The following is a 3,274-nucleotide window of genomic DNA, read 5'->3' as shown; positions in this document are numbered from 1 at the left end:
TACATTCCGAACCCGGAAGCTAAGCCTCACAGCGCCGATGGTACTGCAGGGGGGACCCTGTGGGAGAGTAGGACGCCGCCGAACAATCATTCCAGTAAAGACCCCCTCCGGTACTCCGGAGGGGGTCTTTCTGCATTCACAGAGAGCCCCTGCCCGGGACCCGGGCAGGGGCTCTCTGGCGTTTGCGGACGGTTGCCCGTCGGAGCCGGGGAACCTGGTCCGAGCCGCAGTCGGCTTCACGGGTAGGCCAGCGGGCGATGCCGGCTCTGGCACCGGCTGTCCGCGGACCGGGGATTGGGCGGAGGTACCGCGCGAGCACTCCTGAGTGGAAAGCAGGTCGCTCGTGCATCGCTTCGGCCGCGGTCGGCGGCGGTCGTCAGTAGGCTGACCGCGCAGCAGCCGAACCGGCGGTACGCAGCTCGAAGAGGGAGCCGATGCACGCCCGAGAGGTCACGTTCATCAAGCTGGTGCAGGGGGAGAAGCAGTTCCAGGTCCCGCTGTACCAGCGCACCTACAGCTGGACACAGTCCGAGCTCCGTCAGCTGTGGGACGACGTACGTGACCTGGTCGAGGCCCAGCTCGACGGGGAGAACCCGGCCTCGCACTTCCTCGGCTCGGTGGTCCTCGCTCCGGGACAGCTCGCTGCGGCCGGCGTCCAGCGATGGCTGGTGGTGGACGGTCAGCAGCGCCTGACGACACTGATGCTCGCTTTCACCGCTCTTCGCGATCATCTGCGAGAGGCCGGCGGCGAGTTCACCAGGGCGGCCGACAAGATCGAGGGCCAGTACCTGGTCAACAAGTACCTTGACGGCAACGACCACTACCGGCTGTTGCCGACACAGGCGGACCGGGACGCGTTCATCGCCTGCGTCTCCGGAGGCCCGCGCGCGGGTGGCGGCGGACATCGGGGCCGCCTATCGATTCTTCCGGGGCGTCTACACGGAGGGTTCCCAGCAGCACGGCTCGGATTGGACCGAGGCCGTCGTGACGACGCTCGGGGGACTTCTGTCCATCGTCGAGATCACCGCCGATGCGCAGGACAACGTGTTCCGGATCTTCGAGTCGATCAACAACACCGGTGTCGGTCTCAGTCGGAGCGACCTGTTGCGCAACTATGTCTTCATGCTGTTGCCCACCCGTGGCGAGCGTGTCTACCAGCAGCAATGGCTGCCCATGCAGCAGCAGTTGGGCCCCAAGAACCTCGAGCTCCTCGTCTGGCTCGACCTGGTCGTGCGCGGCAACAGTCGGGCCAAGCAGACCGACATCTACGGGGAACAGCAGCGTCGGCTGCAGCCGCTGGCCGGCGACGAGCAAGCCCTGCAGGCGGAGATCGCCGCGCTCGCCGAGCGAGGGCAGCGCCTCATGCGGGTGGTGGACCCCTCCAGGGAGTGCGACCCGGCCCTACGGGCCGCGCTGGAGCGACTGGACCGCTGGGACGGTCAGACGCACTACCCGCTGGCCCTGTTCCTGCTCGATCAGGTGGACGCCGGCGACTGCACCGCGACCGAGGCCGCCGAGGCCCTGCGCTTCGTGGAGAGCTACCTGGTACGGCGGCTGCTCTGCCAGTCCTCCACCACCGGCCTGAACCGCCTGTTCATGGAAGCCCCGAAGGAACTGGAGCGTGACCTGCCGGCCGCCCAGGCCGTGCGGCGCTACCTGTCGGCGAAGCGGACCGGCGCGCGGGTGTGGCCGGACGACGCGGAGGTCATGGAGGAGGTCCGCCGGATGCCGTTCTACCGGGCCGGGCGGTCGCAGCAGCGGTTCTTCGTCCTGCGCAGCCTTGAGGAGAGCTACGGGGCCAGCGAGGTGGTGGACTACGCCAAGTCGCCGCTCACCGTCGAGCACGTGCTGCCCCAGAATCCGTCGCAGGCGTGGTTCGACCTGCTCGCCGAGGAGGCCGAGGACGGACAGGCAGCGCAGGAGGTGCACGAGCTCCTGGTGCACACGCTGGGCAACCTCAGCCTCTCCGGCGAGAACAGCCGGCTCTCCAACCACCCCTTCCAGCGCAAGCAGGAGATCCTCGACTCCAGCGCTCTGCGGATGAACGTGGAGATCGCCGCGGAGGCCCGCTGGGGAGCCAAGGAGATCGGCGCCCGCTCGGAGCGGCTTGGCCGGCGTGCGGTGGAGATCTGGCCGGGTCCCGTCCGGGCACAGCGGGAGGTCTCGGCGGAGTGGCCCGGGTGGAGCGAACTGCGGGCCGCGCTGATCGCCATTCCTAGCGGCACCTGGACGACCTACGGGGCGGTGGCCGCACTCATCGGGAGCCACCCGGTGCCAGTCGGCAACTACCTGGCGAACACCGCCGGCCTGCACGGCGCCTATCGCGTGCTCACCGCGGACGGTCGGGTGTCCGACAACTTTCGTTGGCTCGACGGGGACCATGGCGAGCCCCGGACGCTCCTCGCAGCCGAAGGTGTTCCCTTCGACGGTGCCGGCCGGGCCGACCTCGCTCACCGCTTGTCCGCCGACGACCTGGCCACCCTGCTCGACAAGGAGCTTCCCCGGGACACCGCGGAGAACGCGCTCCCCGATGCGCGGACGCAGGGCCGAGCAGCCGGGTTCGAGGAACTGCTGCGTGAGAACCACCCGGTGGTTGCTGACGATGTGCGGAATCTGATGGCTTTCTGGGCGAGTCAGGATCCGGCCTGCCGGCTCACCTACGGCCGCGCCGCGGAGACCAGTTGCTTCCCGACGATGAATCTGGGTCCGGGAGCGGGACCTGCGACGATCTGGCCGTTGGCCGTTTACCCGGTGCTCGGCACCGTCGAGGTGGTGTTCCAACACCTTCGCAGCCGTCCTCCGTTCGACGACACCGAGATGCGCCGCGAGCTCCTTCGACGGCTCAACCGCATCGACGGCATCCAGCTCGCCGAGGCCAAACTGGAGCTGCGGCCGTCCTTCCCCCTTGAGGTGATCGGGCGGCAGAGGGACGAGCTCCAGGGCGTCCTCGAGTGGTTCGTTCATGTCACCGCCCTCCATTACGCCCAGCAAGCCGTGTGAGCGCCGGGCCGGCCGGGTGGGTCATGTCAGCGGGTGGAGGCGCGGGCGAGCCTCGCCGGTCGGTCTGTACGGTCCCCTGCCAGGGGCAGCCGCTCCCGGCAGGGGACCCGGTCGGCGGGCGTCATGACCGAGGAGTTGCTTCCGGCTCCGGATGGATCTAGTGTTTCCTAGTCGCTCGACTGGGAGCACCGGACACGCATCTGCGCGGACGGTCCCGGGGTGGCCAATCCTTGGAAACACATCACTTCCCGGTTCGGGCTGGGTTGCGCTTTGT

Annotated in this window: 1 protein-coding gene, 1 rRNA gene and 1 pseudogene; all 3 read left to right on the top strand. The window is 68.6% G+C overall.

The annotated features are described in order from the left end of the window. A 5S ribosomal RNA gene (rrf, locus tag ACIQTO_RS38100) occupies window positions 1-84 on the top strand; the annotation flags it as partial. A gap of 350 nt (window positions 85-434) precedes the next feature. After that, window positions 435-815, top strand: a pseudogene (locus tag ACIQTO_RS38095) (DUF262 domain-containing protein); the annotation flags it as partial. A gap of 76 nt (window positions 816-891) precedes the next feature. After that, the gene (locus ACIQTO_RS38090) at window positions 892-3,000 is read left to right on the top strand and encodes a DUF1524 domain-containing protein (RefSeq protein WP_402398255.1); all 2,109 of its coding nucleotides are present in this window, start codon (window positions 892-894) and stop codon (window positions 2,998-3,000) included. The last annotated feature ends 274 nt before the right edge of the window (window positions 3,001-3,274 follow it).

This window comes from Kitasatospora sp. NPDC091207 (assembly GCF_044768625.1).
In the GTDB taxonomy this organism is placed as follows: Bacteria; Actinomycetota; Actinomycetes; order Streptomycetales; family Streptomycetaceae; genus Kitasatospora.
Note: the sequence above shows the minus strand (reverse complement) of the source record. Positions and strands in the feature narration are given on the sequence as shown.